This is a genomic window from Roseburia porci (genome assembly GCF_009695765.1).
In the GTDB taxonomy this organism is placed as follows: Bacteria; Bacillota; Clostridia; order Lachnospirales; family Lachnospiraceae; genus Roseburia; species Roseburia porci.
The window spans coordinates 1-25126 of the sequence record NZ_VUNI01000002.1 but is presented as its reverse complement, the minus strand read 5'-3'; the positions used below and the strand labels follow the sequence as shown (position 1 = coordinate 25126).

The 25126-nt window shown below is 43.7% G+C and carries 26 protein-coding genes, 2 tRNA genes and 1 pseudogene; 5 read left to right on the top strand and 24 right to left on the bottom strand.

Annotated elements, in window-relative coordinates; all coding sequences use genetic code 11:
- Positions 1–217 precede the first annotated feature (217 nt).
- Positions 218–1639 carry an aspartate ammonia-lyase gene (locus FYJ75_RS01460; protein WP_195838919.1) on the top strand — a complete coding sequence of 474 codons (1422 nt, stop codon included), beginning with the start codon at positions 218–220 and terminating at the stop codon, positions 1637–1639.
- Between the two features lie 78 nt (positions 1640–1717).
- Here FYJ75_RS01460 and rpsR read toward each other — a convergent pair whose 3' ends face one another.
- The 10 genes from rpsR to FYJ75_RS01410 all read right to left on the bottom strand — a co-directional run bounded on the left by rpsR (position 1718) and on the right by FYJ75_RS01410 (position 7328).
- Complete coding sequence (rpsR, locus tag FYJ75_RS01455) at positions 1718–1981, bottom strand: 30S ribosomal protein S18 (RefSeq protein WP_154428115.1); 264 nt, start codon at positions 1979–1981, stop codon at positions 1718–1720.
- Between the two features lie 48 nt (positions 1982–2029).
- Complete coding sequence (locus FYJ75_RS01450; protein ID WP_154428113.1) at positions 2030–2470, bottom strand: single-stranded DNA-binding protein; 441 nt, start codon at positions 2468–2470, stop codon at positions 2030–2032.
- 18 nt (positions 2471–2488) lie between these two features.
- Complete coding sequence (gene rpsF / locus FYJ75_RS01445; RefSeq protein ID WP_154428111.1) at positions 2489–2779, bottom strand: 30S ribosomal protein S6; 291 nt, start codon at positions 2777–2779, stop codon at positions 2489–2491.
- Positions 2780–2962: 183 nt separating this feature from the next.
- Positions 2963–3154, bottom strand: coding sequence for a DUF951 domain-containing protein (locus FYJ75_RS01440; protein WP_154428109.1), 192 nt, complete (start codon positions 3152–3154; stop codon positions 2963–2965).
- Between the two features lie 24 nt (positions 3155–3178).
- Entirely contained in the window at positions 3179–3901 is a 723-nt protein-coding gene (locus tag FYJ75_RS01435) for an NAD-dependent protein deacylase (RefSeq protein WP_154428107.1), read from the bottom strand.
- A gap of 72 nt (positions 3902–3973) precedes the next feature.
- A complete protein-coding gene (locus FYJ75_RS01430) occupies positions 3974–4624 on the bottom strand; it encodes a potassium channel family protein (protein ID WP_154428105.1) in 651 nt (216 codons plus the stop codon).
- A 13-nt stretch (positions 4625–4637) separates the two neighbouring features.
- A complete protein-coding gene (locus FYJ75_RS01425; RefSeq protein ID WP_154428103.1) occupies positions 4638–6041 on the bottom strand; it encodes a TrkH family potassium uptake protein in 1404 nt (467 codons plus the stop codon).
- 17 nt (positions 6042–6058) lie between these two features.
- Positions 6059–6132, bottom strand: a tRNA-Met gene (locus tag FYJ75_RS01420).
- 93 nt (positions 6133–6225) lie between these two features.
- Positions 6226–6753 (bottom strand): spore maturation protein, encoded by a 528-nt coding sequence (locus FYJ75_RS01415; protein WP_154428101.1) that lies wholly within the window; start codon positions 6751–6753, stop codon positions 6226–6228.
- Positions 6750–7328, bottom strand: a complete 579-nt coding sequence (locus tag FYJ75_RS01410; protein WP_154428099.1) for a nucleoside recognition protein — start codon at positions 7326–7328, stop codon at positions 6750–6752. Before FYJ75_RS01410 ends, FYJ75_RS01415 begins: the two co-directional genes overlap by 4 nt.
- Positions 7329–7530: 202 nt before the next feature.
- On the opposite strand from FYJ75_RS01410, the gene FYJ75_RS01405 reads away from it, so the two are divergent.
- On the top strand, positions 7531–9324 hold the full coding sequence (locus tag FYJ75_RS01405) for a DUF885 domain-containing protein (RefSeq protein WP_154428097.1): 1794 nt from the start codon (positions 7531–7533) through the stop codon (positions 9322–9324).
- Here the strand turns inward: FYJ75_RS01405 and rsmI are convergent.
- The 9 genes and pseudogenes from rsmI to FYJ75_RS01360 form a co-directional block, all read right to left on the bottom strand.
- Positions 9303–10142, bottom strand: coding sequence for a 16S rRNA (cytidine(1402)-2'-O)-methyltransferase (rsmI, locus tag FYJ75_RS01400; RefSeq protein WP_154428095.1), 840 nt, complete (start codon positions 10140–10142; stop codon positions 9303–9305). The genes FYJ75_RS01405 and rsmI overlap by 22 nt on opposite strands.
- Positions 10143–10379: 237 nt before the next feature.
- The gene (locus FYJ75_RS01395; RefSeq protein WP_154428510.1) at positions 10380–11120 is read right to left on the bottom strand and encodes a tRNA1(Val) (adenine(37)-N6)-methyltransferase; all 741 of its coding nucleotides are present in this window, start codon (positions 11118–11120) and stop codon (positions 10380–10382) included.
- 328 nt (positions 11121–11448) lie between these two features.
- Positions 11449–12351: pseudogene (locus FYJ75_RS01390) on the bottom strand (PSP1 domain-containing protein); the annotation flags it as partial.
- Positions 12352–12355: 4 nt separating this feature from the next.
- A complete protein-coding gene (locus tag FYJ75_RS01385) occupies positions 12356–13345 on the bottom strand; it encodes a DNA polymerase III subunit (protein WP_154428091.1) in 990 nt (329 codons plus the stop codon).
- Between the two features lie 15 nt (positions 13346–13360).
- A complete protein-coding gene (locus FYJ75_RS01380) occupies positions 13361–13801 on the bottom strand; it encodes a YaaR family protein (protein WP_154428089.1) in 441 nt (146 codons plus the stop codon).
- Between the two features lie 12 nt (positions 13802–13813).
- Complete coding sequence (locus FYJ75_RS01375) at positions 13814–14404, bottom strand: nucleoside/nucleotide kinase family protein (protein WP_328596815.1); 591 nt, start codon at positions 14402–14404, stop codon at positions 13814–13816.
- A gap of 33 nt (positions 14405–14437) precedes the next feature.
- Entirely contained in the window at positions 14438–15850 is a 1413-nt protein-coding gene (locus FYJ75_RS01370) for an aminotransferase class I/II-fold pyridoxal phosphate-dependent enzyme (RefSeq protein WP_328596814.1), read from the bottom strand.
- 12 nt (positions 15851–15862) lie between these two features.
- Positions 15863–16774 (bottom strand): hypothetical protein, encoded by a 912-nt coding sequence (locus FYJ75_RS01365; protein WP_154428087.1) that lies wholly within the window; start codon positions 16772–16774, stop codon positions 15863–15865.
- Positions 16774–17403 (bottom strand): type IV toxin-antitoxin system AbiEi family antitoxin domain-containing protein, encoded by a 630-nt coding sequence (locus FYJ75_RS01360; protein WP_154428085.1) that lies wholly within the window; start codon positions 17401–17403, stop codon positions 16774–16776. The genes FYJ75_RS01365 and FYJ75_RS01360 overlap by 1 nt, the downstream gene beginning before the upstream one ends.
- Positions 17404–17668: 265 nt before the next feature.
- Between FYJ75_RS01360 and FYJ75_RS01355 the strand changes: the two genes are divergently transcribed.
- Positions 17669–17875, top strand: a complete 207-nt coding sequence (locus FYJ75_RS01355) for a hypothetical protein (RefSeq protein ID WP_154428083.1) — start codon at positions 17669–17671, stop codon at positions 17873–17875.
- Here FYJ75_RS01355 and FYJ75_RS01350 read toward each other — a convergent pair.
- A complete protein-coding gene (locus FYJ75_RS01350; protein ID WP_154428081.1) occupies positions 17864–19264 on the bottom strand; it encodes a D-alanyl-D-alanine carboxypeptidase family protein in 1401 nt (466 codons plus the stop codon). The genes FYJ75_RS01355 and FYJ75_RS01350 overlap by 12 nt on opposite strands.
- Before the next feature lie 164 nt (positions 19265–19428).
- Here FYJ75_RS01350 and trmB point away from each other — a divergent pair, with 164 nt between their 5' ends.
- The gene (gene trmB, locus FYJ75_RS01345; protein WP_154428079.1) at positions 19429–20070 is read left to right on the top strand and encodes a tRNA (guanosine(46)-N7)-methyltransferase TrmB; all 642 of its coding nucleotides are present in this window, start codon (positions 19429–19431) and stop codon (positions 20068–20070) included.
- A 62-nt stretch (positions 20071–20132) separates the two neighbouring features.
- Here the strand turns inward: trmB and FYJ75_RS01340 are convergent, their stop codons facing one another.
- Complete coding sequence (locus tag FYJ75_RS01340; protein ID WP_154428077.1) at positions 20133–21077, bottom strand: alpha/beta hydrolase; 945 nt, start codon at positions 21075–21077, stop codon at positions 20133–20135.
- Positions 21078–21216: 139 nt separating this feature from the next.
- Positions 21217–21289 (bottom strand) — tRNA-Lys (locus FYJ75_RS01335).
- 595 nt (positions 21290–21884) lie between these two features.
- Here FYJ75_RS01335 and pepT point away from each other — a divergent pair.
- Positions 21885–23108, top strand: a complete 1224-nt coding sequence (gene pepT, locus FYJ75_RS01330; protein ID WP_154428075.1) for a peptidase T — start codon at positions 21885–21887, stop codon at positions 23106–23108.
- Positions 23109–23185: 77 nt separating this feature from the next.
- On the opposite strand, the gene FYJ75_RS01325 is transcribed toward pepT, so the two are convergent.
- Both FYJ75_RS01325 and FYJ75_RS01320 read right to left on the bottom strand, forming a co-directional pair.
- Complete coding sequence (locus FYJ75_RS01325) at positions 23186–24331, bottom strand: hypothetical protein (RefSeq protein WP_154428073.1); 1146 nt, start codon at positions 24329–24331, stop codon at positions 23186–23188.
- Between the two features lie 157 nt (positions 24332–24488).
- Positions 24489–24953: a hypothetical protein gene (locus tag FYJ75_RS01320; RefSeq protein ID WP_154428071.1), complete on the bottom strand. Its 465-nt coding sequence runs from the start codon at positions 24951–24953 to the stop codon at positions 24489–24491.
- Between the last annotated feature and the right edge of the window lie 173 nt (positions 24954–25126).

Sequence of the window (25126 nt, the reverse complement as noted above, 5' to 3'; positions counted from 1 at the left end):
CTCATTTTTTATATCCTTTCATTCAGATGCGGCACTTTAAAAAACACCGGTTTTACCAATCACACTTTATTTTTTTAAGTCAAAATCCATGTTTTACTATTCTTTTTACAAATCCCGCTTAACGTATTTACCTTTTTCCCAAAGAGTGCTATTCTCACCCCATTGAAAAAAGCGCGCAGTCAAACAAATCAAAAAGAAAAAGGAGTATCACAAGATCATGAAAGAAAATATGCGTTTGGAATCAGATTCAATTGGAACACTGGAAGTACCTGAGGATGCCTACTATGGAGTACAGGCCCTTCGTGCAAAAGAAAATTTCCCGATCACCGGGCTTACCGTTCACCCTGTTTTTATCCAGAACCTTGCCCGGATCAAACGGGCTGCTGCCATTACGAACCGGAAAGCCGGAAAACTCAAACCGGAGATTGCCTATGCGATCGAATCTGCCTGCAATGAAGTCATCTGCGGCATGTTCGCATCCGAGTTTATCGTAGATGGAATCCAGGGTGGCGCCGGAACAAGTGCCAACATGAACATGAACGAAGTCATCGCAAACCGGGCAATTGAAATGCTCTGTGGCCGAAAAGGTGATTATTCGATTGTTCACCCAAACGACCACGTAAACATGGCACAGTCCACCAATGATGTCATTCCAACAGCCGGAAAGCTTACCGTTCTTGATCTGCTTTCTCCTCTCGACAAAGGACTTGCACGCCTGGAAAAAGCATTGTACGCAAAAGCCGATGAATTTGACCATATCGTAAAAATCGGACGTACACAGCTTGAAGACGCTGTTCCAATGCGCCTTGGACAGACTTTCCATTCCTACGCATCCATGATCTCCAGAGACCGCGACCGCTTAAAACAGGTTCGTTCAGAAATGTATACCGTAAATATGGGAGCTACTGCGATCGGAACCGCAATCAACACCTCATCCTACTATTTTGATCACATTGTCCCGACGCTGCGCCATATCACAGGCTATCCGCTGACTCAGGCAGATGATCTCTTTGATGCGACCGAAAACCTGGATGGATTTGTCCGGATTTCCTCCTGCCTCAAAGCCTGTGCTGTTAATTTATCAAAAATGTGTAATGATCTCCGTCTTCTTGCAAGCGGACCAAAAGCAGGTCTCGGAGAGATCACACTTCCAGCTATGCAGAACGGTTCTTCCATTATGCCTGGAAAAGTCAATCCGGTTATTCCGGAAGTAGTATCCCAGGTTGCATTCCATATCATCGGTCACGATACTACGATCACAATGGCTGCCGAAGCTGGTCAGATGGAATTAAACGCATTCGAGCCAGTCATTTTCTATAACCTTTTTGATTCGATCACAACACTGACACATGCCGTAAACACTCTGACCGATAACTGCATCCTTGGAATCACTGCAAACGAAAAACGCTGCAGCGAACTGCTTCATGCAAGCGTCGGCATCACCACAGCGCTCTGTCCGTACATCGGCTACAAAAAAGCCGCCAGCCTTGCAAAAGAATCCTTAAAGACCGGAGTTTCTGTAAAAGAACTTGTCTTAAAGTACGAACTTCTCGACGAAGAACAGCTGACTACGATCCTCGATCCTTATTCCATGACGGAACCTGCAAAGGAAGAAGCTGGAATTCAGGCTGTTTCATAAACCTGATTCAACAAACCAGATATAAGAAATGCAAAAAGACCAGCTGTCCGAAAACAGCTGGTCTTTTTAAACTCTGAATTATTCGCAAACGTATGGCATCATTGCTAAATGACGTGCTCTCTTGATTGCTACTGTAAGAGCTCTCTGATGTTTTGCACAGTTTCCTGTGATACGACGAGGAAGGATTTTTCCTCTCTCAGAGATGTATCTCTTTAATTTGTTGATATCTTTATAATCGATTGTGTTATCTTTTCCGCAGAATACACAAACTTTTTTTCTTCTACGCATTGGTCTTCTCTTCATAGAAGATCCTTCACGATCAGCTGCTTTATTGAAAGCCATGATAGTTACCTCCTTTTAAACTTTGTCACTCTATCTGGTGACAACCGATTAGTTAAATGGTAATTCTTCATCAATTCCATCCGGAATATTCATGAATCCATCTCCAGCGGCTCCGCTTGGTGATGGTGCTGAGGACGGAGCAAATCCACCATTGCTTTCGCTGGATGCTTTGCTTTCTGCGAACTCAATATTCTCCACAACGACGTCAGTTGTATATACCTTCTGACCCTCTTTGTTGGTATAGCTTCCCGTCTGGATACGGCCCTCTACAACAAACTTTGTTCCTTTACGGCCGAATCTCTCAAGAAATTCACCTGTTTTTCCGAATGCGACGCAATTGATAAAATCAGCACTCTGATCCTGATTATCGCGTCTGAAACGACGATCTACAGCAAGAGAGAATCTTGCGACTGCAGTTGCATTTTCACCCTGTGAATAACGAACCTCAGCGTCTCTTGTCAAACGTCCCATAAGAATTACTTTATTCATACGATCTCCTCTTTTCTATTATGCCTCGTCTTTTCTAACGCATAAGAAACGAAGAACATTGTCCATGATACGAACGTCCTGCTCAACTTCAGCTGGAACGGTAGATTCTGCATCGAACTGGATGAAGTAGTAGAAAGCTTCGCTCATTTTCTGAACTTCGTAAGCTAATTTCTTCTTACCCCATTCTTCAACTTCTGTTACAGTACCGCCTGCACGAGTGATGTACTCTTTTGCTTTCTCAACGGTTGCTGTTCTCGCATCATCTTCGATCTTTGCACTAACAACGAGTGCTAATTCATACTTGTTCATCGAAAATTTTACCTCCTTTTGGTCTCTGGCTCGCAGAGAAAACTCTGCGGACAAGGAATTTATAATATACCACGAGGTTAGATTTTAACATGTTTCTTTGCTGATTGCAAGAGCTTTTCTACATTTTGTGATTTTTTCGCAAATTATTACTTTTCACAGGTGTCCGGTCTGAATCTTATCTGCTTATGCCTGCTCCGGTTTGCGGATATTCTTTGTGTTTTTCTCTACAAGCTTTCTGGCGATCATGATCTGATGACCACAGCCCAGACATTTCAGACGGAAATCTGCGCCGACACGAAGAATCTCCCATTCACTGCTGCCGCATGGATGCTGCTTTTTCAGTTTTACAATATCGCCAACTTCGTACTGTGTCATATGTTTCTCCTTTTTTAAAAATTGTTATACCTCAATCTGCGAAAATACGCTGCCAAGCCCCTGCTGGATCAAAAGATCTGCCTTTGCATCCATTGGTGTGGTCGATTTGTTAATCAGAACAAGCTTATTTCCACGATAATAATCGATCAATCCTGCTGCAGGATACACAGCAAGTGAAGTTCCTCCAACGATCAGAATGTCCGCATTGCTGATATAACGCACTGCATCTTCTAACGTTTTCTGGTTCAGACCTTCCTCATATAACACGACATCCGGTTTGATCGTTCCGCCACATTCGTCGCAGCATGGAATTCCCTCCGAATGAAGGATCGTCTCCATCGGGAAAAATTTACCACAATTCTCACAATAGTTGCGCAGAACGCTTCCGTGCAGTTCCAGAACATTTTTACTTCCTGCTTTCTGATGCAGTCCATCGATGTTCTGTGTGACAATTGCTTTGCATTTTCCTGCTGCTTCAAGCTCTGCCAGCTTCTTATGTGTGATATTCGGCTGCGCATCCGGGCACAGCATCTTATTGCGGTAAAACCGGTAAAACTCCTTCGGATTTCTTCGGAAAAAGGTATGGCTTAAGATCGTTTCCGGCGGGTAATCATACTGCTGGTTATAAAGCCCGTCAACGCTTCGAAAGTCCGGGATCCCACTCTCTGTGGACACACCTGCGCCCCCGAAAAAAACAATATTGTCGGATTCCTTCACCATTTCCAAAAACTTTTCTACTTCTTCCATGACACATCCTCCTTCTGGATTCCTGTTTTTTTACACTGTTAACTATTTAACAATGTGTGTATTCCGCCCGGGCTACATGTGATTTAACAGTTTTTCGACTGTTTTGTGATCTCCAATGATCATAAGATGCTCCCCATCCTTAAATATATAATCCGGCTCTGGAAGAATATTTGCTGTCTCTCCCATTTTTGTTCCGATAATATTCACCCCGTATTTTTTACGGATATCGATATCGCGGATCGAATGTCCAACCCATTCTTCTGCTGTCGGAATCTCATAGATAGAATATTCGTCGTCGAGTTCAATGTAGTCAAACACATGATTTGCGCTGCATCGTCTTGCAAGTTTTTCCGCAATATCGCGATCCGGATAAATCACCTCGTCCGCTCCATTCCGCAGCAGGAATTTGGCATGCACATCACGATTCGCTTTACTGATCACATATCTGGCTCCCATTTCTTTCACCAGGCTTGTAATCTCAAGACTGCTCTGGAAATTGGTTCCGATGCATACAAATACGATGTCAAAATTGCCGACCCCAAGATTCTTTATCACCTGCGGATTTGTACAGTCTCCGATCTGCACATTGGTCACAAGTGAGATCAGGTCTGAAACCCGTTCCTCCTGCTGATCAATGATCATTACATCATTGTCAAGTGCGATCAGATCTTTGCACAAATGATGTCCGAATTTTCCCATACCAATAATAAGTACTGATTTCATCTGATTTTCTCTCCTATCCAATTGTCACTTTCTCCACAGGGAGCGTAATCTGCGCCTTCTGCGGGCGGTAAATAAATGATAACGCAAACGTCATACTTCCGATTCTTCCACAATACATAAGAAGTATGATCACAATCCTTCCAATCGTGTTAAGCTGTCTCGTGATGCCGGTTGACATGCCCACAGTTCCGATCGCAGAAAATACCTCAAACAGGATATCTTCCATCGGAAGTGCATTCGTTGCAAGGATCACAAGGATCGCACCAACTGCAAGAAACAGGTTCAGGCTGAATACCATCGCTGCTTTATTGATGATCTCTGCACTGATGCGCCGGTGAAAAACATTGCAGCCGGATTCATTCCTCAGATTGGAGAACAAAAAAATCACCATAACCGCAATCGTAGTTGTCTTGATACCGCCCGCAGTAGATCCCGGGCTTCCTCCGATAAACATCAGAATCATGGTAACGATCTTCCCAGCCGGGGAAAGCAATGCCGTATCCACCGTGTTAAAACCGGCTGTTCTGGCAGTCACTGCGCCAAATAAAGATGCCCAGAACTTTTCTCCCGCACTGAGACCTGCAAGCGTGTATCCGCGCTCCACCAGATACAGAATCAATGTTCCTGATACGATCAGGATCAGTGTGACAGTTAATACCAGTTTCGTATGTAATGTATATCTCTGGAATTTCAGCCTGTTTGTGTAAATGTCGCTCCACACAACAAACCCGATTCCTCCGATAATGATCAGCAGACATATAACAAGATTCACGACCGGATCGCCCACATAACTGCTCAAAGAGGAATACTGCTCCTTATACCCCATGAGATCAAAACCAGCATTGCAAAAAGCCGATACCGCATGAAAAATCCCATAATAGATTCCCCTGGCAGCTCCCATCTCCGGAATAAAACGGATGGACAGGATCACCGCTCCGATACCCTCAAACATAAAAGTTCCTATTATGATCCTTCTTGCAAGTTTGACGATTCCGCCAATTTCAAGTGCATTCACGCTCTCCTTCAGCAGATCTCTCTGCCTCAGACCGATTTTCCTGCGGAATAACACCGCAAATGCAACACCGATCGTCACAAATCCAAGTCCGCCGATCTGGATCATGAGCAAAATTATGATCTGGCCGAACAAAGACCAGTGCGTCCACGTGTCAACTACGATCAGTCCCGTCACACAGGTCGAACTCGTTGCCGTAAATAATGCACTGATAAAATCAGTTCCCTGTCCGTCTCTTGCAGACACCGGAAGCATCAGAAGCAGTGCTCCGCTTATAATAATGATAAAAAAACCAAGTGCCATAAATTGTACCTGATTTAATCTTTTTTTCCGAACTTTTTCAAACAGATCCATCGCCTTTTGACATTCCAATCCTATAAAGTAAAAAAGGTGGCTATATCTCATATACAGCCACCTCAGAGTTGCGGGGACAGGATTTGAACCTGTGACCTTCGGGTTATGAGCCCGACGAGCTTCCAGACTGCTCCACCCCGCGCCATTGAAAACATTATTATTATAGTTCTCTGCCTTTCAAATGTCAACCTCTCTTTCCCAATACTTATTATATGTCTTTTTTTCCAGTTTATTCCTACAAAATATAATCAGCAAGCCAGACGCTTGCTGCCATTCCAGCAAAGGCTGCCACCATGGCTCCCGCAAGGGTGTAGCGTGTGCGTTTTACCCCGGCTGACATAAAATAGACCGACATCGTGTAAAAGATCGTCTCGGTACTGCTTAACATGATCGATGCAATCAGTCCGTTTCTCGAGTCCGTGCCAGATTCCTTAAAAATATCCAGAAGAAGACCGGTTGCCGCAGAGGATGAAAACATCTTTACAATGGCAAGCGGAACCAGCTCCGCCGGAAAATGCGATGCCTGAAAAATCGTTCCAAGTATCTCTGCTATAAAATCCAGAAAACCCGATGCACGCAAAATACCCACCGCAACCATGAGCCCGATCAGGGTCGGTGCGATCTCAAATACCGTTTTTAAGCCTTTTACCGCTCCGTTTACAAACTCGTCATATACGTTTCTTTTCCGGCTGATTCCGGCCGCAACAATACAGAAAATGAAAATCGGAATAATTGCCTCCGACAAAAAAAGAATAAATTTCATTTTGCCAGTCCTCTTCTTATTTTCATAAATATAATTGCAGCTGCCGTGGAGATCGTTGTCGCCACGATTGCCGGTCCGACGATCCGGGATGGATTCACCGATCCGTACTGGCTGCGGTATGCGATCATATTGACGGGAATAAACTGAAGCGAAGATATATTCAGGATCAGAAAATCACACATCGCATCCGATGCATCGGTATCCTCCGGCTTCTGCAGCTTTTTTAATTCTTTCATGGCCGAAAGCCCCGCAGGAGTTGCCGCCCATCCCAGCCCGAAGAAGTTTGCCACAACATTCGTTGCGATCGCCTCCCTCGCCTTATGCCCTTTTGGAATATCCGGGAACAAAAAGCTCAAAACCGGATCAAGCCTTGCCGAAAGACCACGGATGATCCCCGCCTGCTGTGCAATTTCCATCAGCCCCACCCAGAAAGCCATAACCCCTGCCATCGTAATACAAAGTGTAACTGCCTCCCCTGCCGAATTCAGTGCCTGTTTGGTCACTGCAGTCAGATTTCCCGTAAATGCACCATACACCACACCGATCAGGATCATTCCCGCCCATAAATAATTCATATGCCGTTATCCCGCTTTCCACATCCTTGCTTTCATTTTATGTGTATATCTTGTAATTATTCTGCAATTATGTGGATAACATGGACTGTGGTGCCTGCATTCTACCTGGAGCCACAGTCCGGTGTATTTTTCATAATCGAGGATAACCGCATAATAATACGCATAAAATACACTAACATTATTTTGTCTGGAATTCTTTGTCATGAATTTATCAAACTCCAAACACTTCCAAAAATGGCATGTGCTCATATGCCTTCTTCTTACCCTGCTGCTCGCCGGATGCAGTCTGCCTTTTCTCACTCCGGGAAACAGCAGTTCTTCCACAGAATCCATTCCAAATACGGAAACTTCGGAAGAATTCGCTGCCTGTCTGAATGAGATTTTCCGTTCCGAAGTGACTTCCAGCACTTTAAACCTGCATTACACCTTAAAAGATCCCTCTTCCTATGGAATCACGGATTATCCGGTCACATTCGGACATATCACCACTGCCTCCGACAATGCTAAAACGCTGAAGCAGACACAAAAGAAGATCCATTCTTTCTCCAGAGACCAGCTCCCGTTGAAACAGCAGTTTACCTATGATCTGCTTACGGACTATCTGACGCTTCAACAAAAGCTCTGCCAATACCAGAACTACGAAGAGCCTCTGATCCCCTCCAATGGCATTCAGGCAGAACTTCCGGTTCTTCTGGTCGAGTACGCCTTTCATACCCCGGGCGATGTCGATGACTATCTGGAACTGCTCTCACAGACGGACGATTATTTTGAAGAACTTCTGGATTTTGAAAAAGAAAAAGCAGCCGCCGGACTTTTCATGTCCGATGCAAACTGCGATAAAGTCATCTCAGAATGTGAAGAATTTATTTCTGATTCCAAAAATCATTATCTGATCACGACTTTTTCCGATAAGATCGCTGCCGTTGACGGCCTAAGCGCAAAAGAGATCCGTCATTATGAGAAAACGAATGCCAAAATCGTCCAGAATTCGGTTTTTCCAGCCTACCGTTCCCTGATTGACGGATTAACTGAACTTATGGGAAGTGGAAACAACGACTGGGGCGTGTGCTATTATCCAGACGGAAAATCTTACTATGAACTACTCGTTTATTCGGACACCGGCGATCATGACGACATGAAAACCATCCAAAGAAAAATCGAAACGCAGCGCACCGATGACATCCGTGCCTGTGCAGACCTGATCCAGAAGAATCCGGATATTCTTCAGAAATGCTCTGCGCAGACGCTGTCCCAGACCGATCCCATACAGATTCTGGAATCCTTAAAGCAGTCCATGCAAAATGATTTTCCAATGCCTCCGGATGCAGGTTATGACGTTCATTATGTGGATCAATCGCTTCAGGATTACCTTGCTCCGGCTTTTTATATCACGGCTCCCATCGATGATTATTCCAATAACAGCATCTATATAAATAATGCGAAGGGGAACTCTGGAATTTCTGCGTTTACGACACTTGCTCACGAAGGCTATCCCGGTCATCTTTATCAGACGATCATGAGCTATTCCTCTGGCATGGAACCTGTGCGAAGCCTTTTAAATTATCCGGGTTATGTGGAAGGATGGGCAACCTATGTAGAAATGATGAGCTACCGCTATGCGGGCCTGGATACGGATACCGCCGATCTGCTTATGCATAACCAGTCTGCGACTTTAAGCCTTTATGCATCTTCTGACATTGGTATCCACTATGACGGCTGGACCGCCCCGGATATGTATAAATTCTGGGAAACATACGGTATCACAGACCATGATGCCATAGACGAGATTACCGGGCTCATTGTATCTGATCCCGGTAACTATCTGAAATATTATGTTGGTTATCTGAATTTTCTTGCATTAAGGGAAAACATACAGTCCTCCTATGGTGGCAGCTGTTCGCTCACTGATTTTCACAAAACACTGCTGACCATGGGGCCTGCACCATTTTCTCTGCTGGATTCGTATTTTGATTCCTATTTTAAAAGTGCCTGGTAAATGTCACGTTTGCTGACACCGCGGTCTTTTGCCACAAGCTTCATTGCCTCTTTATGTGAGATTCCCTGTGACTCATAATGTGCCATATGATCCTCAATGGACATTGCTTCCCAGCTCTGCTGCTGTTCCTTTACCAGTTCCTCGCGGCTTCTTCCGCAGATGACCATAACATACTCTCCGCGCGGTTCCTGCCCGTTATAAAGATCAAGTACGCCGGAAAATGTGGTCTGCAGTTTTTCTTCATGCTTTTTGGTAAGTTCGCGGCAGAGCGTAAGTCTGCGGTCTCCAAGTGCATTCATAAGCTCTGTTACGGTCCTGATCAGGTGATGCGGGGCTTCATATAGTATGATCGTCCTTGTCTCGTCCTTTAATTCCTCAAGAACTGCTGCACGCTCTTTTTTATCTTTTGGAAGAAATGCCTCAAACGCAAAACGTCTTGTCGATCTTCCGGACATCGTAAGTGCAGTAATGCATGCCGCCGCTCCCGGAAGCGATGTGACAGGAACACCCTGTTCATAGCAGATGCGCACAATATCTTCGCCAGGGTCAGAGATTCCAGGTGTTCCCGCATCCGTGATCAGTGCGATGTTTTTTCCCTCTTTTAACTTCTCCACAAGCTGATATGCCTTGTCGATCTTGTTAAACTCATGATAGCTTGTCATCGGAGTCTTTATTTCAAAATGATTCAGCAGTTTGATGGAGTTTCTGGTGTCTTCTGCTGCGATCAGATCCACTTCTTTTAGTGTGCGTAGTACGCGGAATGTGATGTCTTCCAGATTTCCGATCGGTGTTGCACACAAATATAATGTTCCTGTCATATTTTCCTCCTGTTGGATTATCTAATCGGACATTTACAAAATTCAAATTTCCTTACGCATGGGCTACGAGTATAGATAACTGCAGGCACGCTTTCGCTGCTCATCGCTGGCAGCGGATACATAAGCGACCAAAGTACGGTCGCTAAGTACCGGCCGCTCTGAAGCACCTGCGAGTTACCCATACTCGCAGTCCATTGCGAACTAAGTTTATATGAGTTTTGTAAATGTCTGTTTTATCTAATACCCGTATATAGAATAGATTTCATCGGTGTACTGTCCTGGTGCTTTGTATACGATCAGGGGTTTTTCCACGGTCAGTCGGGATTTTCCACCTCTTGCACCTTCGATAAGTACCATATTTGGTTCTTTATCAACATATGGATACACCAGCTGCATCCGTTTTGGTTCTATGCGGTATTCGATCATCCTGCTGAAGATCTCTGCAAGCCGGAATGGGCGATGTACCATATAGAATCTTCCTCCGGGACGGAGCAGTTTTGCGCTTTCCCTTAAAATGTCATCCAGTGTGCAAAGCACCTCATGTCTCGCAATGGCCTTGGCATCCTTGGGATTGGCTATTCCATGCTGACCGATCATATAAGGCGGATTGGTCGTCACTACATCAAAAGAAGATGCTCCGAAGCGTTTCGAAGCATCTTTGATATCGCCTGTAACTATGGAAATGCGCTCTTCCAGATGGTTCAGCTGTACACTTCGTGCTGCCATGTCCGCACTTTCCGGCTGGATCTCAAGGCCGGTAAAGTGCTCTCCTTTTGTTTTTGCCTCAAGGAGGATCGGTATGATCCCGGTTCCTGTCCCAAGATCGAGTGCTTTCTCTCCCTTTTTAACATTGGCAAATCCGGACAAAAGCACGGCATCCATTCCAAAGCAGAATCTTCCCGGATCCTGAATGATGGAATAACCGTTTCTCTGCAGCTCGTCCACCCGCTCATGTTCATGTACAAGCTTATTCTGCATCATGATTCTTTGACTGTTCCCTCCGTTTTTCTCTGCCTTCAAAATCACGTCTGTTGTTCTTCTTCCGGTTGCGGTTCTGATAATGTGATTCTCTTCTGTTATCGCTTTGCGAACGATTGTCACCTTGTGAACGATTCTCACTTTGTGAGCGATTGTCGTTGTGCACGCGATTGTCATTCTGTGCATGATTATCGTTCTGTGAGCGGTTCTCACTTTGTGAACGGTTTTCATCCCGTCTGTCCGCACGTTTGTAATCTCTGCGGTTTTCGCGCTGTGGACGATCCTGGTTTCGATGGTTATTCGGACGGTTTCCGCGGCTGCCACCGTTATTATCCTTTTCTTCTACTTCATTCTGGTCGTCTTCCAACGCCTTTAATTCTTTCATTTCTTCCGCAGTCAGTTTTACGTCTTTTCTTCTTCTCGGACGGAAACTGAGCTGTTCTACATGGTACTCACGGAGTTCTTTCTCATCTCCGTTATCGATCAGCACCTTAACCAGCTGGCGGAGTACACTGACACTGTTGACTTCACCCTGGAAACCGTCATCCGTCTGAACCGTATCTCCAACTACCGGCAGACGGCTGTTTAAGTATTCGTAAGTCTCCTGCTCGTTTTTCAGGCAGCACATCAGTCTTCCGCAAACACCTGAGATCTTGGTCGGATTCAGGGAAAGATTCTGCTCTTTTGCCATTTTGATCGACACCGGCACAAAATCTGTAAGGTATGATTTGCAGCAAAGCTCTCTTCCACAGATTCCGATTCCACCCATGATCTTGGTCTCATCGCGGACACCAATCTGGCGAAGCTCGATTCTTGTACGGAATACCGCTGCAAGGTCTTTTACCAGTTCACGGAAGTCGATTCTTCCGTCTGCAGTAAAATAGAATAACAGTTTATTATTATCAAATGTGTACTCTGCCTCCACAAGCTTCATCTCAAGATTGTGCTTCTGGATCTTTTCTTTGCAGATCTTAAATGCTTCTTTTTCTTTTTCGCGGTTCTTCTCGACTACCTTTTCGTCCTCATCCGTTGCAACACGGATCACCGGTTTTAACGGCTGGATGACCTTGTCATCCTCAACTTCCTTTGGTGCGATCATTACGGTACCCATTTCAATACCGCGTGCCGTCTCCACAATTACATGCATTGCAGGATCCAGATCATAATCGAGTGGATCAAAATAATAGATTTTTCCTGCATTGCGAAAACGGATTCCTACTACTTTTATCATATTATTAATTCTCCTTAATCGTCAGTAACAGTAATTCGATCACAAGATCGAAATTCACGTTTGCATTCAGACGTATCTTTGCCTTTGACAGCGCTTCCAAAATATTTTCAATTCCGTTATAGGACCGTTTGGCAGCCTGTTTTTTAATATCATAGACCTCATCTTTAAAAATAAGGCCGTTTACATCATTGGTTGCTTTCATATAAAGAATATCGCGGAACCAGATCATCATAAGATCAAAATAATCATTGATCTGGAGCTTGTATTCGCTGATCTGTTTTACCGCAGAACTCATCTCATAGAGATCGATATCATCCAGCCGCTTCATGAGCTGCAAAGCGGCAGCTTTCAGCTCATTGAACGAATCAGAGGAAGCAAGCTGGATCGCTTTTCCAACATTGCCCTGCGCAAATGCGGTACAGACATCCGCCTGATAATCCGGGATCTTATATTTGTCCATAAGAAAACTCTTGATTACATCATCCTTGACTGCTTTCAGGTTGAGTGTGATGCATCTCGACAGAATGGTTGGAAGAAAACTGTCCGCATTTGTGGTCAGAAGAAGAATGACCGCATAAGCCGGCGGTTCTTCAATCGTCTTCAAAAGCGCATTCTGCGCCTGCTGATTCATTTTCTCCGCTTCATCCACAATATATACCTTATATTTGCTGCTGTATGGTTTGATCACAATGTCATTATTCAGCTGTGTACGGATATCATCGACACTGATGGTGTTTGGTTTCTCATGTCTTACGTATATGATATCCGGCTGGTTGTGATCCATCGCCTGTTTACAGGAACGGCACTCAAGGCATGGTTCCGCCTGATTCTTTTCACACTGCAAAGCCATTGCAAAAGCCTCAGCGATCATCATTTTCCCAGACTCTGCCGGTCCATTCAAAATATAAGCATGGGATACTTTATCCATACGTATTGCGTTTTCCAGATGCTCAATGATCTGTTTATGTCCTATGATATCTTTAAATCCTGCCATAAAAACTCTCCAATCCTAAGTCAGTATATCAAGCAAAAGCCCCTGGATCTCTCCGATGCGATCCAGAATCGCGATATGATCCAGCTCTTCTTTGAGCAGTTCTCCCGCCAGTTCATCCAGATTGCTGTCGATCAGACGGATAATTCCATACACTCTGTGTCTTCCACGCCGGTCAAGGAAATTCTCCCTTGAAAACTTATGGGAACGATATACGACTTCATTTAAAAAATCTTTGATCAGGGAACGATATTTCTTCATATCCCGGATATCCATATGCCGGGCAATGAGGTTTCCCTGTACGGTAATGTCCTGCAGCAATGCATCTACTTTTGCCTGAAGATCTGCATCCGTGATCGCACTTGCCAGTGTAAATTTAAAGGAACCATCACCAAGTTCCGTTTTTGCAGTGTCCGGAACCTGTGAGACCTGATTGACATTGTTTACCTTTAAATCCATGAAAACTCCCCCTTAACAGACCTGTTGTCTGATATACGCTGCCACCTTGTCGATGGTATTTTCAAGCTTCTCATTTTCAAATCTTACGGAAACTCCTGCATCCTTAAGCTTCTCCTCGGAAAAATCCTCCGAATCCGCAAGAAATCTCCGACACATCTCCGTATACTTTGGTATCTTCTGTTCTTTCTCCCTCGCAATCGCCCGAAGAAGCCTTTCACCATCTTCTACCTCGATATAAACCGGAACAACCTGCGCGGCTCCATAATACTGTCGTATCTTTACATACGTCTCCAGTGTGCCGATCAGAAGATAGCTGTTGTCTGCCAGATCCACCTGTCCGTCATCTACGGTAAAATACTTCCATACGCCATATACGGTATCGTATGCGCGGAGTTCCACGATCTTATTCGCATTCTGAAACTGCGCAACCTGATCTTCATTGCAAAAATGATACTCCCTGCCTTCTTCCTCGCCTTCCCGGATTGGCCGGGTCGTATATGGTATGATCTTTTTTAAAGAAATGTCCTGTCTTTTGAAAAGTTCACGGTAGATCGTATCTTTTCCGCTTGAACTTTTTCCCATTAAACAAAATATTTTACCCACGTTTTCTATCCTTTAAGTATAATATAGTCCGCTTCAATTGACAATTGTTATCCGCCCATCGGGAGAAAGTCCCTCAACATCCAGCCCAAGCTGAATGCACTGTTTCATATCTTTTACAAACTTCCCGCTTATCTCTTCTCCCGGTACAATGATCGGAATTCCAGGCGGGTACAAAAATACAAAGCCTGCGGACACTTTTCCAACAGATTCCTCAAGCGGGATCTCCTGCTGCGGCGCATCCTCCGCATCACGCATCTGCATCACCTTTTTATTTTCAGTATAAACTGACCTCGATTCAAGTTTTCCAGCGGATTTTCTATTCTTTTTCTGTTCCAATTTCTGATCAATGTCATATAATGCATGAATCAGCCGGTCAAACCCTTCCTGTGTATCCATGATGCTGGTCATCGCCACCACGTATTTGTCAGTGACCATCTCCATCTGAAGGCGGTACTCAGATAAAAGCATGTCGTACAGTTCTTTGCCGTTCAGATAGTCCGGGGCCGGGAACATCAGAATCTTTCCATCATCAAATGCATAACTTTCGCACTCCGACAGGTCCGCTTTCGACAGAACATGGATATGTGCAAGCTTTCCGGCTTTTGCATAAAAATCATCCAGAAGCTTCCGGTAATTACTGAACAATTCCTGCCCCTCGTCTTTCACCATGCGGATACATTTTTCCATTCCCGCCATAAAAATATAAGACGGCGAACTTGTCTCAAAGATTCCGAGATATTTTGCGATATCCTTCTCTTTGATGCGGTCTGAGCAGACATGAAGTAACGCGGTCTGCGTAAAAGACGGAAGCGTTTTGTGCAGACTTACGATCACAACATCAGCCCCAAGCTTCACCGCATTCTCCGGAAAACCTCCGCCAAAGCCAAAATGTGCTCCATGTGCTTCATCCACGATCAGCGGGATTCCGCGCCGGTGTACCGTTTCCGCAATACTTCTGATATCGGAAACAACCCCATCATAGGTCGGCGATGTAATCACAACTGCCGCAATATCCGGATACAGAGTGAGTTTCTCTTCGACTGCGTCTGCTGTGATCTGCCCCTGAATTCCAATATCAGCAACCTCAGGATAAAGATATACCGCATCATATTCATTCAGAAAAATCCCGTGGTATACCGCTTTGTGACTGTTTCGTGCAACCAGAATCCGGCTCTTCTTTGGTGCTGCTGCACAGATTGCAGCCAAAAGTCCACAGGTACTTCCATTCACCAGATAAAAGCTTCGTTTTGCCCCGTATAATTCCGCCGCTCTTTGCTGTGCATCGCGGAGTATCTCCTCTGCATGATGCAGATTGTCAAATCCATCGATCTCCGTAATATCGATCGTGTAGGGATTTGGAAAATCGATTGGCCGTCTTTTATGCCCCGGCATATGAAACGGATAAATATTCGATTGTGTATATTCGATCAACTTCTGATCCAGCACAGATATTCTCCTTTACCCAAGAAATCTTTCCAGTTCCGGCATCCAGTCGTCAAAGAAAATCTCTTTTTTGCAGACAGCCCGCCATACGGGCTCTGTAAATTTCACAAGACGATCCATCACATCCTGCCATTCCGGTAATTCGCGTTTTGTCGCTTTTGCATATTTTTCCCAGCGCTTTTTCATATAAGTGTAATCCCGATAGGATTCCAGCTGCTGCATTCGTTTGAGCCGAAGGATCTTTGGCATCTTTGCCGTCAGATCGGTCAGTTCATCGACCAGTCTTCGTCCACTGATCGACTGTGTCCGCAAAATCTCATCGACAGTCTCGTAAGCTTCCATGGAATCAATCAGTTCCAGCTGACTCATGATCTGACACAGATTGTCAGCGAGAAGATTCTCGGAAGGATATTTGCGGTAAACGATCGTCTTTTTTTCTTCCATAAAAAGAGGCAGCTCGCCCTTTTCCGAGATGCAGTTGCGGTCTTCGAATGGAATCAGTTTTACCTCAAGCGGCACTTCCATGCCATCCATTTCGCCCATCAGATTCCACTGGAATCCATGCTCTTTCTGCACAGCCATGCCTTTCCAGCTGATATGGACGGAACGTTCCTTGCAGAATATAACTGCGATCATATACGTTGCCAGCTTCCACGACATTTTCTGCCCCGGGATCAGTTTATTCTCCGGAATCTTTTTACTGCTCTCCATATAGTAAAATTGAAGGCAGCCATTCTGTCCCTTTTTATAAGAATCCAGTCCAAGAATCTGCGGATTTGCAAGCCACATGAAGTCCGCATACTCCGATTCACTGATCAGCCGCATAGTTTCTTCAAGCACATATCCATAAAGCAGATTTGGAAAAGGAATCTGAAGTGAAACACATTTTTCCTTTAAAGCGGTCTCATCAATTATTCCAAGTTTCATTAGAGCCACACTCCAATCATGTTCTGTACTTTCTTTAAAACCTTCCGCTCTTTTGCATAGTCCAGCAATGCAGAAATATCCTTATCCGGATCCTTGATGTATTCCTGGATTGCGGTTTTAAAGGTCTCCCGCTCCATCTTGCTTTCGTATTTTAAACAGTCACAGATCATGCGGTCTTTGTCATAAATCTGAAAATGGTTCCCATTCAGAACAATTTTTGAAGCACCGATCTTCATGGATTCCGGTTCTGTATAATATGGGATAACTTTTGGGTAATCCATTTTAAAACGGGATTTGGAAGTATTCTTATCCACCGCAAGACTCCATCCAAACGGCTTCTGTTTGAGATACCCATATGCATACAGAGCACTCTCCATACACAAAAGCGCATCCGGGAAAAGGCGTGCGATAAGCTCTTCTTCCGAAAAACGGTCTGCGCGGTCGGTATAGTATCCGTTTTTGATACGGATCAGCTGTCCGTTTTCCACAAAATCAAGTATTCTCCGATAATCAATTCCAAGACTGCTGAGCTCTTCTTTTTTCACAATTCCGCCCTGCTTCTCAATATAACCATAAATCTGATCTAATATTGCTTTTGATGTATCCTTTCTTTTGTAGTTCGTTTCCATTTTTTCCGCTCCATAATTATTATAGTGGTACTTATTATATATTCTACCTTTATTTGAGCATTCCGTCAATCGAGACGTGGACCAGCTTGAGAATTATGGTTTTCCATAGAATAGGGTTGCAAAAGACATCTATTTATATAATTTGACAGATTCACAAAATGATTGTTCTTTTGTGACTTGGGAGAGAATTAGAATTTCTTAATGTATCTGTCATAGACAGCAATGTTCTGCCATGGATGGCAGAACAAATCCTAACGAGCCACGGATGGCTCGTTTAGGATGGTTGCGTAAAGAATATACACGTTCGAAACAGATACGTTTAGAAATTCTTATTTCTCGGACAATGGAACAAAAAATAATATTTTGTGAATCTGTCCAATATAAAAGACTATGGATGTCTTTTGCAGCTTCTTCTAAAAAAACAGCAACACCCCTGCAATGGGATATTGCTGTCAAATGTTTATTTGAATAACCGGTCTTTCTTATTGTATTTCTTTTTCTTCGTCTCGCGGAAACGATCCTTCCGATCTTTCTTTACCGTGCGGTTATGACGGATCACATAGATATTGTCATAGATCCTTTTTATAAAGAAGATTAATGCGCAGATTGCAATCACTGCAAGAACAATGCCAAGTACATAGATCGGCTTGATCACAATCGTGCGTCCCGCATCCGAATCTGATGCCTCCGTTTCGTCAAACATGGTGTCCGGAGTATCCACCTGTGCAGCGATGATATTGGCAGATCCAACATCGTGTCCTGCATAGGTATACTGGATCGTTGCCACAGAATCATCATCCGATTCTTCTACATTCATTGTGGACGTTGCATCTGTAAATGACGCAGTCTTCGGAATTACAATATAAGAAGAATCATCGAGTGACACAAAGGATTGATGGTTATTTAAAATTCCTTTATCTTTCAGACTCTCGTCAGAAATTGTCGACTCATTCTGTGCAATATTTACAGCCTGGAAATTATTAAAACAATAATCTAAAAGGCTTGTCGTATCCAGATAATGCTGCGGATTGGTGCTGTGCATGATCACACACACAAGTGTCAGTCCATCTTTTTCCGCATACGTTACCAGCGTGTTTCCGGCGTCATCTGTAAATCCGGTCTTACCACCAGTACAATATTCGTACAGATACTTTCTCGTTCTGGACGGATACAGCATCTGATGATCATTACTGAGCGGAGTCGGCTCTGCATGCTTATTTGTCGGTGGAATCTCATAAGTTCCGGTTCCAACAATCTTGCGGAATGTTTCATTTTTATAAGCTGCGCTGGCAATCAAAGCCATATCATGTGCGGAAGTCCAGTGATTTTCGTCTGGAAGACCGTTTGGATTGTTAAAATGTGTATTGGTGCAGCCGAGATCTTTTGCAGTGCTGTTCATCAGATCGATAAACGTACTGTAATCTCCACCAAGCTTCTGGCCCACATGCTCTGCCACTGCATAAGCACATTCATTGGCTGACTTCAAAAGAACTGCGTAAAGGCACTGTTCCATCGTCATCTGTTCATCCAGGTCTCTGGCAATATGGGAAGTTGCACCTTCATTCTTAAACACCGCATCAGCAGAAAACGTAACCGTCTCATCCATCGAGCAGTTCTGAACTGCCAGATATGCGGTCATGATTTTGGTGATACTTGCCGGATAATTCACTTCATCCGAATTTTTATCATAAAGAATCGTGCCGGAATTGACTTCCATTACGATTGCCGAAGGGGATACAATCTCCACTCCTTCCGGCCAGTAGGCATCATCTGCTTTTGTAATCTGCGGATTTATCTGTAAAACACAAAGCGCCGCAAGCAGTCCTGCTGTGACTCTCTTCAGTTTCTTTGTAAACTTCATCTGAACTATTTTCTCCTCTTTTTACTCAACTTCTTAAGTATAATCGCATCAAAAAAACAATGCAACCTGTTTATGAAAAAAGACTTTTCACCCCAGGCAAATTATAATACAATAACTCTAGTATATGGATTTCTCCATAAATATAGAAAGGAAATGAATGACAAATGAGACTCCGCAATATTCCGGGCGCAGATGAGGTCATCTCAAACAGCGCTTTTTGTATACAAAATCCAATCGAGTTAAAAGGAAAATGGCATGAATTTTTCGGAAACACCAATCCGATCCACATTGAAGTCGGCATGGGAAAAGGACGGTTCCTTATGGATCTCGCAAGACAGAATCCACAGATCAATTACATTGGTATTGAACGTTATACCAGTGTTCTTCTGCGCGCCGTTCAGAAAATCGATGAAGATCCTTTAGATAATGTACATTTTCTGTGCATCGATGCAGCCACACTTCCTGAGATTTTCGACCATAATGAAGTTGACCGTATCTATTTAAATTTTTCCGACCCATGGCCAAAGGACCGTCATGCGAAAAGACGCCTGACTTCCCGCGAATTTCTTGCCCGCTATAATGAGATCCTTACCGCTGATGGAAGAATCGAATTCAAAACGGATAATCAGGATCTTTTTACCTTTTCACTCGAAGAGATCGAGGCTTCCGAGCTCTGGCATTTAGATGCCTCCACAAGAGATCTGCATCATGATCCAAAGATGAATCAGGGCAATATCATGACCGAATACGAAGAGAAATTCTCCTCCAAAGGCAATCCGATCTGTAAACTGATTGCCTCCCGCTAACAAAACAGATAATGGAATGATTCCAATCCTGATCTGCATCGGACTCGCGATCTATCACTTATTTATTTAAAGATCTTTCTGGCAAAATTGTAAAGTGCATTTTGCCAGACAACCGTCTGATGTCCACCTTCTGTATCATAAAAAATATGTTCAATATTCTGCTGATTCATGTAATCATTCAGCTCATACGTCACTTCTCCGCAGACATCGTCAGATTTTCCAACTGCTAACATCAATACATCAAATGGCTTTTCTTTATTGACCGGAAGATTCAGGTCATGCAGTGGTGCCGAAATCATGCTGGTATCGTTTGCTTCCTCAACCGCTGTTGCCGAGGAAAAAGCGCCAACATATCCGAACAGTTCCGGATAAGTATACGCCATTGCCAATGCATTTCTTCCGCCCATGGAATTGCCCGCAACTGCTGTATTTTCCCTTCCCTGTTTTACAGAATAATGAGAATTGATATATGGCATCAGATACTGAACGACCTCTTCTGTTGTATGATCAAACGGTTCGATACACGACCAGAAATCCGTATCATCCACGCTTTCCTCCTTATTAACATTACTGTTTGGACAAACCACGATCATTTCCGGAACATCTTCAAAATAACTGAGATTCTGCAGGATCACATTGGCTTTTTTGTTTCTCCACGTCCTGTGGCTTCCGCCGTAACCATGAAGCAGGTATAAAACCGGATAACTTTTCTTATCGTCATAATCCGCCGGGAGAAAAACCATCGCATGTCTCATCGTCTGCGTAATCTCCGAATAATAGGCAATCATCTGTGGCGAGCGGTATTTGTACCCTTTCTGTTCCTCAATAAAATAAGGATCTGGTGTTTCTTCCACAATTCCTTCTGCATTTTCCTGCTGTTTCAATTGAGCAATTTCTGCCTCTACAGCACGTTTTGACTTTTCTTTCTGAATGTTTGTGATCTGTCCTGCAGCAAGGACAGCGATCAGCAGCATGATTCCTAAGATACGATAAATTTTCTTGCGCATATTTCCCCCATAACCCCGAATCAATGGATTCCGTTTACTTTCAGTATCTCCAAATTTATATAATAAAAAACCCTCAACGAATCGCTATGTTCGTCAAAGGTCTTTTCGCATACTCATATTCAGCTATAAATAAGTCGAGTGCGCCACCAGGGGTTCGAACCCTGGACACCCTGATTAAGAGTCAGGTGCTCTGCCAGCTGAGCTAGTGGCGCATACGTTGCATCTCAGTGCACGGTTTATTATATATGATAGATTTTATAAATGCAAGTCTTTTTTTTAATTTTTTCAAATTTTTTATTTGCATGTATTTTATATGTATTGCACAATTTTTCTATTTCATTTTCAGGTAAACCGTGTATGATATGAAATGGTAGTTACGTTACACTTCCTGGTTCACTAAATCCTCATTTAACGAGCGATTTGTTGCTTCAAAATCGTATTGACAAAATCAAAACACTTAATATAATATACTTACCCAGGCAGCTGGAGGACGTGTTCTCATCTGATCCGAGCCTTACGGAAAGGATGATTATTGATACCAACAGAAAACATAAGAAATAGCCGTCCTGCTCTCGTCAAAGTTTAGGAACGGCTATCTCTTGATAACTTAGTATTAAATTCGCCGGGTCGGGTGAAGCGCACTCACCTTCCGGCTGCCTCGTTAAGCATATTATATGGTACACCTACATTTTTGTCAAACTTAACACTGTCCTGTTTACAGGGCTTTATCCATTTTAAGTTTCACATTGTCTATATCTATTTAATATGAGAAAGGAGCAGATATCACCCTGATACCTGAAAAACACTATGAAAGTTGAAGAAAGATTATTAAAATATGTATCCTACTGGACAACCTCCGATGAAGGATGCAGCAAAATTCCAAGCAGTGACCGTGAATTCACCCTCGGACGCGAACTGGAAAAAGAATTAAAAGATCTCGGACTCTCAAACGTCACACTGACCGACCACTGCTATGTCTATGGACTTCTCCCTGCCACTCCCGGCATGGAAAAAGCAAAAGCGATCGGCTTTATCGCGCATATGGACACCGCTCCTGATTTTTCCGGAGAAAATGTTAAACCTCAGATCATCCCGGATTACGACGGCGGTGATGTACTGTTAAAAGGTTCCGGTGCAGTCCTTAAAGTATCCGACTTTCCTACACTAAAAACTTTAAAAGGAAGAACTCTGATCACCACAGACGGCACAACACTGCTCGGTGCTGACGACAAAGCCGGTGTTGCCGAGATTCTTACCGCTGTGGAACAGCTGATCCAGGAAGGAACCCCGCACGGCGATATCTGGGTTGGAATCACACCGGATGAGGAAGTTGGCGCCGGCGCAGACCTTTTTGATCTGGATTATTTTAAAGCAGATTTTGCATACACCGTTGACGGTGATTATGAAGGTGAAGTTGCATACGAAAACTTCAATGCCGCAAGTGCTGATTTTGTCGTAAAAGGCGTGAATGTTCACCCTGGCGAAGCCAAGGATATCATGGTCAATGCGGCTCTCATTGCATGTGAGATCGCCGGGAAACTCCCGAAAGACGAAACACCTTCCCACACCGAAGGCCGTGAAGGCTTCTATCATCTCTGCGATATGTCCGGCGATGTTGCAGAGGCAAAGTTATCTTATATTGTACGTGATCATGATAAAAAACGTTTTGAAGAGCGTCTTAACTTCCTGCGTTCCCTGGAACAGGAATTTAACCAGATGTATGGCGAAGGCACTGTTTCCCTGACCATTACGCATTCCTATGAAAATATGTTATCTGTCATCGAGAACAACTTCTATGTGATCGAGCTTGCCCGCAAAGCGATCGCTTCAGTCGGACTTGAACCAATCTCCCGCCCTGTCCGCGGCGGCACAGACGGAGCACGTCTTTCCTTTATGGGACTTCCTTGTCCAAACCTCGGAACCGGCGGCTATGGATTCCACGGTCCTTTTGAGCACATCAGTATAGAAGGCATGGAAACTGCGGTACGCATCATCAAAGCAATCGCTTCTAACCCGGTTCTTCCGAAATAATTCATATGTCACTACGCAAAGAGAGCCTGAAAACATAAACTGTTTTCAGGCTCTCCTGTAACTCTATCCTTTTTCAACTACATATTCGCAATCAGTGCTGCGATCTCTTCCGGTGTCATCATCCGGTTTGGATCTGACAGATCCGGCGCCGGTGTGTCATTTACCGGTTCCGCTTCAACCGGAGTCTCTTCCGCAGCCGGTTCTACAACTTCTTCTACGATTGGAGCTTCCTCGACAGCCGGCTCTACAACTTCATCTACGATTGGAGCCTCCTCGGTGGCCGGCTCTACAACTTCTTCTACAATTGGAGCCTCCTCGGTGGCTGGCTCTACAACTTCTTCTACAATTGGAACCTCCTCGGTGGCTGGCTCTACAACTTCTTCTATAATTGGAGCTTCCTCAACGACTTCCGGCTGAACTACAGATTCCGGCTCAAGAACTTCTTCCTCTACAACCGGTGCTGCCTGAGCTTCTGTTTTCACAGCTTCTTTTGCCACAGATGCCGCCTCTGTCTTAACTTCAGAAGCAATCTTCTCTGCCTGATAAGCTGCAGCTTCTCTGATTGATTCCTCAATTGTCTTCTCCAGCTGGGATTTCAGATCATCCTGAATCTTTCCGGATTTCAGGTATTTGTCAAGCTCACTGATATTGGAAAGCAGTTCCTGCTGCTTGGACAGAATATCCTGATTATTCTGATCGATCAACGTCTTCTGGTTATTCATCAAAGCTTCATTATTCGCATGGAACTTCTCCTGAAATGCCTCTAACATATCCATAACCTGATCATTGGAATTAAGCAGTGCCTCTGCATTCTCGCGGTTGCGGTTAATCGTCACCTTCGCGATCGCTTTCTGAGCATTGATGATGTTATCGGCCGGAACAGATGCCGTCTGCTCCATCTGACCCATCCTTTTTTCCATCATCTCGTATGTCTTCTTTAACATCAGATAAGATGCCTTCTCAGATCTGAGAATCATATCATACTGTTCCTGCATACGTGTTTCCTTCTGATACATCTTCTTCTGAATAGAAACGATCAGAAGATATAATGCAACCAGCATCAGAACGCCAAATATTCCAAGCATTCTGTAATCTGTCGGGAAATTGAGCATTACATATAATTCTAATATAAACAGAACTGCTAATGCTATAGCCGAAAAAATGATCTGAACACTGGAAAAATCCGCCTTCTTCTTTGAACCCGCTGTTTGTTCTTCGCCCATTATTGTATTCTCCATTTTCTTTCGTATCAATACGTAGTGTGGATGCTCTATATAACTGTAACTTCTCTAAATATTGATGCTGTTCATTTTATGATTTACAGGATAAATATACCATAAAAATATAAAATCTACAACCTTTAGCCTATTTTGTGTCATTCTACAGTGCTTTGATCACTTCAACCCTTGTAATAACCTGATCCCTCATGCTATCCACACGCAGCGCACAGTCTTTGTAATATGTACATGCCCCAATTGCAATACTTTTGTCCTCTCTCTTTAATCTTTCCGCAAGAACATCCCTTAAAAGCCTTGTTTTCTCTTCCGGTATTTTAACTCCTGAAATCAGATTTGCATGTCCAACTGTTTGGCTCCCCCTGCATATAATATGATCTGTCTCATCAAAATTACAGAATAAATATTTCCGAATCGCAAAAAGTCCAGCAATTGCAATAATCCCAAGTAATGTCTGAACACCATTTAAATGTTCTACAACCATCTGTCTGGATGTTGCAAAAAGAAGTACTTCGATAATTGTTCCCGGTGTATGCGTACATAACATTTTGACAAATTCAATTCCTATTGCCAGGGACATTGCATATTCCATATAATAGTTTAATTCCATAGAATCCCCTAATATATGAAAAATGCTCTGACACATTAATTTTATAACTAAAACTTCCCACACCGATACGATGTGTTGAACCTTGAAAATTCAATATTTCAGCCAATAAAAAAGGCATAAACCTGTTCTGTTTGGTATAATGGAATTGACTAGAAACCATTTTAACAAAGGAG

What these genes read in the sequence shown, in the direction of transcription:
- FYJ75_RS01365 (WP_154428087.1), bottom strand. Translation starts at nt 16,774, where the DNA reads ATGAAACTTGGAATAATTGATGAGACCGCTTTAAAGGAAAAATGTGTT.
- FYJ75_RS01320 (WP_154428071.1), bottom strand. Translation starts at nt 24,953, where the DNA reads ATGGAATTAAACTATTATATGGAATATGCAATGTCCCTGGCAATAGGA.
- FYJ75_RS01340 (WP_154428077.1), bottom strand. Translation starts at nt 21,077, where the DNA reads ATGCGCAAGAAAATTTATCGTATCTTAGGAATCATGCTGCTGATCGCT.
- FYJ75_RS01440 (WP_154428109.1), bottom strand. Translation starts at nt 3,154, where the DNA reads ATGACACAGTACGAAGTTGGCGATATTGTAAAACTGAAAAAGCAGCAT.
- rpsR (WP_154428115.1), bottom strand. Translation starts at nt 1,981, where the DNA reads ATGGCTTTCAATAAAGCAGCTGATCGTGAAGGATCTTCTATGAAGAGA.
- rsmI (WP_154428095.1), bottom strand. Translation starts at nt 10,142, where the DNA reads ATGACAGGAACATTATATTTGTGTGCAACACCGATCGGAAATCTGGAA.
- FYJ75_RS01360 (WP_154428085.1), bottom strand. Translation starts at nt 17,403, where the DNA reads ATGGAAACGAACTACAAAAGAAAGGATACATCAAAAGCAATATTAGAT.
- FYJ75_RS01325 (WP_154428073.1), bottom strand. Translation starts at nt 24,331, where the DNA reads ATGGGCGAAGAACAAACAGCGGGTTCAAAGAAGAAGGCGGATTTTTCC.
- FYJ75_RS01430 (WP_154428105.1), bottom strand. Translation starts at nt 4,624, where the DNA reads ATGAAATCAGTACTTATTATTGGTATGGGAAAATTCGGACATCATTTG.
- pepT (WP_154428075.1), top strand. Translation starts at nt 21,885, where the DNA reads ATGAAAGTTGAAGAAAGATTATTAAAATATGTATCCTACTGGACAACC.
- FYJ75_RS01355 (WP_154428083.1), top strand. Translation starts at nt 17,669, where the DNA reads ATGGCTCGTTTAGGATGGTTGCGTAAAGAATATACACGTTCGAAACAG.
- FYJ75_RS01460 (WP_195838919.1), top strand. Translation starts at nt 218, where the DNA reads ATGAAAGAAAATATGCGTTTGGAATCAGATTCAATTGGAACACTGGAA.
- FYJ75_RS01405 (WP_154428097.1), top strand. Translation starts at nt 7,531, where the DNA reads ATGAATTTATCAAACTCCAAACACTTCCAAAAATGGCATGTGCTCATA.
- FYJ75_RS01395 (WP_154428510.1), bottom strand. Translation starts at nt 11,120, where the DNA reads ATGCAGAATAAGCTTGTACATGAACATGAGCGGGTGGACGAGCTGCAG.
- FYJ75_RS01350 (WP_154428081.1), bottom strand. Translation starts at nt 19,264, where the DNA reads ATGAAGTTTACAAAGAAACTGAAGAGAGTCACAGCAGGACTGCTTGCG.
- FYJ75_RS01425 (WP_154428103.1), bottom strand. Translation starts at nt 6,041, where the DNA reads ATGAGATATAGCCACCTTTTTTACTTTATAGGATTGGAATGTCAAAAG.
- FYJ75_RS01380 (WP_154428089.1), bottom strand. Translation starts at nt 13,801, where the DNA reads ATGGATTTAAAGGTAAACAATGTCAATCAGGTCTCACAGGTTCCGGAC.
- FYJ75_RS01415 (WP_154428101.1), bottom strand. Translation starts at nt 6,753, where the DNA reads ATGAAATTTATTCTTTTTTTGTCGGAGGCAATTATTCCGATTTTCATT.
- trmB (WP_154428079.1), top strand. Translation starts at nt 19,429, where the DNA reads ATGAGACTCCGCAATATTCCGGGCGCAGATGAGGTCATCTCAAACAGC.
- FYJ75_RS01450 (WP_154428113.1), bottom strand. Translation starts at nt 2,470, where the DNA reads ATGAATAAAGTAATTCTTATGGGACGTTTGACAAGAGACGCTGAGGTT.
- FYJ75_RS01435 (WP_154428107.1), bottom strand. Translation starts at nt 3,901, where the DNA reads ATGGAAGAAGTAGAAAAGTTTTTGGAAATGGTGAAGGAATCCGACAAT.
- rpsF (WP_154428111.1), bottom strand. Translation starts at nt 2,779, where the DNA reads ATGAACAAGTATGAATTAGCACTCGTTGTTAGTGCAAAGATCGAAGAT.
- FYJ75_RS01385 (WP_154428091.1), bottom strand. Translation starts at nt 13,345, where the DNA reads ATGGCAGGATTTAAAGATATCATAGGACATAAACAGATCATTGAGCAT.
- FYJ75_RS01410 (WP_154428099.1), bottom strand. Translation starts at nt 7,328, where the DNA reads ATGAATTATTTATGGGCGGGAATGATCCTGATCGGTGTGGTGTATGGT.